The 2,669-nt window shown below is 71.4% G+C and carries 2 protein-coding genes; both read right to left on the bottom strand.

Annotated features, from left to right (window positions below):
• Positions 1 to 1,199 (bottom strand): M16 family metallopeptidase (locus HG543_RS52945; protein ID WP_169352571.1); only part of this gene is annotated, 1,199 nt, incomplete at its 3' end.
• Positions 1,196 to 2,461: an insulinase family protein gene (locus HG543_RS52940; RefSeq protein ID WP_169352570.1), complete on the bottom strand. Its 1,266-nt coding sequence runs from the start codon at positions 2,459 to 2,461 to the stop codon at positions 1,196 to 1,198. The genes HG543_RS52940 and HG543_RS52945, both read right to left, overlap by 4 nt.
• Positions 2,462 to 2,669 lie beyond the last annotated feature (208 nt).

The following is a 2,669-nucleotide window of genomic DNA, read 5'->3' as shown; positions in this document are numbered from 1 at the left end:
GGATTGACGGTCCCCGTGTGGGGCTGGGCCACCGCCTGGGCCAGCTCGTTGCCCCGGCGCGGGTCGTCCTCCGCCAGCCGCGCGCGCTCCTGCTTCATCCGCAGGTCCACCAGCTTCTCCTCCGCGGCCGTGGCGGGCTGGGTGGCCAGCCGGGCGAACGCCTGCTGCATCCGGTCCGGCAGCGTGCTGGCGTGCAGCGACGCGCTGAAGGCCAGGGCCATCAGGAAGGTGTTCCCCCGCAGGGACATGCACTGCACCTGCATGCCCATCACCATGGGCTCCTCGATGTGCAGCGAGCGCAAGAGCCGCAGCTGCAGCAGCGCCGCCGCGCGGGGACACGTGCCCTGGTCCTTCGGAGCCACCGCGTACCCGTAGGCGATGAGGCTGATGAACGCGCGCGTGGTCTGCTCGATGGGCAGGAGCGGCGGCGACACCGGCGTGGGCGTGTACTCGCCGGGCAGCGAGGGCGGCAGCAGCACCGCGCGCCCGAGCAGCGCCAGCACCTGCTCTCGCTGGACGCCTCCGGTGAAGACGATGCTGGTGTTCGCCGGGACGTAGTGCTGCGTGTAGAAGCGCACGAGGTCTTCGCGGGTGATGCTGTCGAGCGTCTGCTGGTTGCCGATGATGGAGCGCGAGCCCACCCCCGTGAAGAGGGAGTCCTCCAGGTGCTCGTGGAAGCCCGGGCCCTGGGCGAAGTAGCGCCGCTCGGTGCGGATGATGTCCACCTCGCGCTGCATGCGGCGCGGGTCCAGCACGGGGCTGGTCACGATGCGCACGAACTGCTCCGCCAGCGGGAGGAAGAACTCCGAGGGCGCCTGCAGCACGTAGGTGGTGGAGTGGGCGCTGGTGAAGCCGTTGAACTCACCGCCCGCCGCCTTCACCGCGCGCCGGAAGTCCTCGCCGCGCACGTCGTGGCTGCCGTGGAAGATGACGTGCTCCAGGAGGTGCGCGAGCCCCTCCTTGCCCTGCGGGTCCTTCTGCGAGCCCGTGCGCACCACGTAGTGCAGCGAGGCCCGGTCCGCGCCGGGGCGCAGGGAGAGCACCAGCTCGCTGCCGTCGGGCAGCTGCTCCACCTGGGTGGTGACCTGGGCCGGCTTGCTCCGCGACGCGGCCGGCTTGCTCCGCCGCGCCAGGGCCGGGGAGGACACGAGGAGCAGGGCGGCGAGAAGGGCGCTGGCGGTGTGGAAGCGGGCGCTCATTCCCGGGTCTCCATGCGGGTGACGAAGTGGATCTGGATGGAGGACTCCTCACGCAGCCAGGAGGCGGCCACCTCGCGCAGGGCGTCGGGGGTGAGCGCCGCGAGCGCGTCGGGGAGCGCCGGGCCGTACCAGGACGGCCGTTGACGCGCGGCGCGCAGTTCCTCGGCCACCCGGGGCGCGTCCTTGTCGGCCAGCCGCAGCCGGATGAGGGTGGACTGCTGGTGGCGCTCGAAGGCGCCGGGCTCGAGCTGGCCCTCGCTCACCGCGCGGACCTCCTCGCGCAGGAAGGGGCTCAGGTCGATGCCCGACTTCTCCGCGGCCGGCAGGATGAGCGCGAGCGCGTCGAGCGTGGTGGTGAAGAGCGGCTCGGAGGCGAAGCCGTAGCCCACCCCGGCGTCGCGGAAGCGCTGGAAGAGGCGCTCCTCCAGGAGCGACGCGAGCACGCGCGCCGCGGCGGCATGGCGCGGCGTCTCGATGCGGATGGGATAGGCGAGCACCTGCACCTCGCGAGGCGCGGGCGCGAGCCGCTTGAAGGGCAGCTTCAGCTCGGGGCGCTTGTGCGTGTTGGGAACCCCGCCACGCACGCCCGAGACGATGGAGCGCAGCGCCTTCGCGTTGAAGCGACCGGTGGCGATGACGGTGGCGTTGCACGGCGCCACGAGCTTCGACAGGTGCTCGCGCACCGTCTCCACGGGCATGCCTTCAATCTTCGCCAGCGAGCCCAGCCCGGGCTGCTTGTAGCGCGGCTCGTCCAGGAGGGTGCGCACCAGCAGCAACTCCAGCCACACGCTCGGGTCCAGCGGCTGCGAGTCATTGCCACCCCGGTCCAGCGCCGCCTCGAAACGGCGCTCCTCGATGCGGGGCGAGAGGATGGCGGTGAGCAGCGTGCGCGCGAGCGCGTCGAAGCTGCCCGCGGGCGCGGTGAGCGTGAAGCGGCTCTCGTGAAGCCCGGTGTGCATCTCGAACGTGGCGGCGGCGCCGTAGCCGGAGAGCGTCCACTTCTCGTAGTCGATGCGCGCGTTGGAGTGCAGCAGCGCGTGCTGGGTGACGCGCGTCAGCCCGCGCTCGTGGCCGTCATCCATGGCGCCCACGTCGAAGATGACGGTGAGCGTCGCGCTGTCCGACTCCCGGGGCGCGAGCAGCAACAGCGGGTGCTGGGCCGAGGGACGGAAGGTCTCCACCTCGAAGGGAGCCGCGAGCACCGGGGGTGCCAGCAGCAGCAGGAGCACCACCAGGGGGGCGAGATGTGAAAGGCGCATCATCAGAAGGGGGGCTGGAAAAGAAGACACGGTCCAGGCAGGCTCGAAGTGAATCATGGCCGTCACGCCCGCGTCGCCCTGCCCCTTCTGCCATCAACCGCTGTCCGTGTACCAGGGGCGCTGCGCACGCTGCGGCGCTCTCCTGGAGAAAGCGGATTCCGGGCTTGAATTGGCGTCCGAGTCGCTGGAGTTGGACTGGCCATCCCAGCCC

Origin of the sequence: Pyxidicoccus fallax, from assembly GCF_012933655.1 — a bacterium.
In the GTDB taxonomy this organism is placed as follows: domain Bacteria; phylum Myxococcota; class Myxococcia; order Myxococcales; family Myxococcaceae; genus Myxococcus; species Myxococcus fallax.
This window is presented reverse-complemented; position numbering and strand designations above follow the sequence as displayed.

Excerpts from the sequence above, each read along its gene's own strand:
- HG543_RS52940 (WP_169352570.1), bottom strand. The coding sequence starts at position 2,461 with ATGATGCGCCTTTCACATCTCGCCCCCCTGGTGGTGCTCCTGCTGCTG.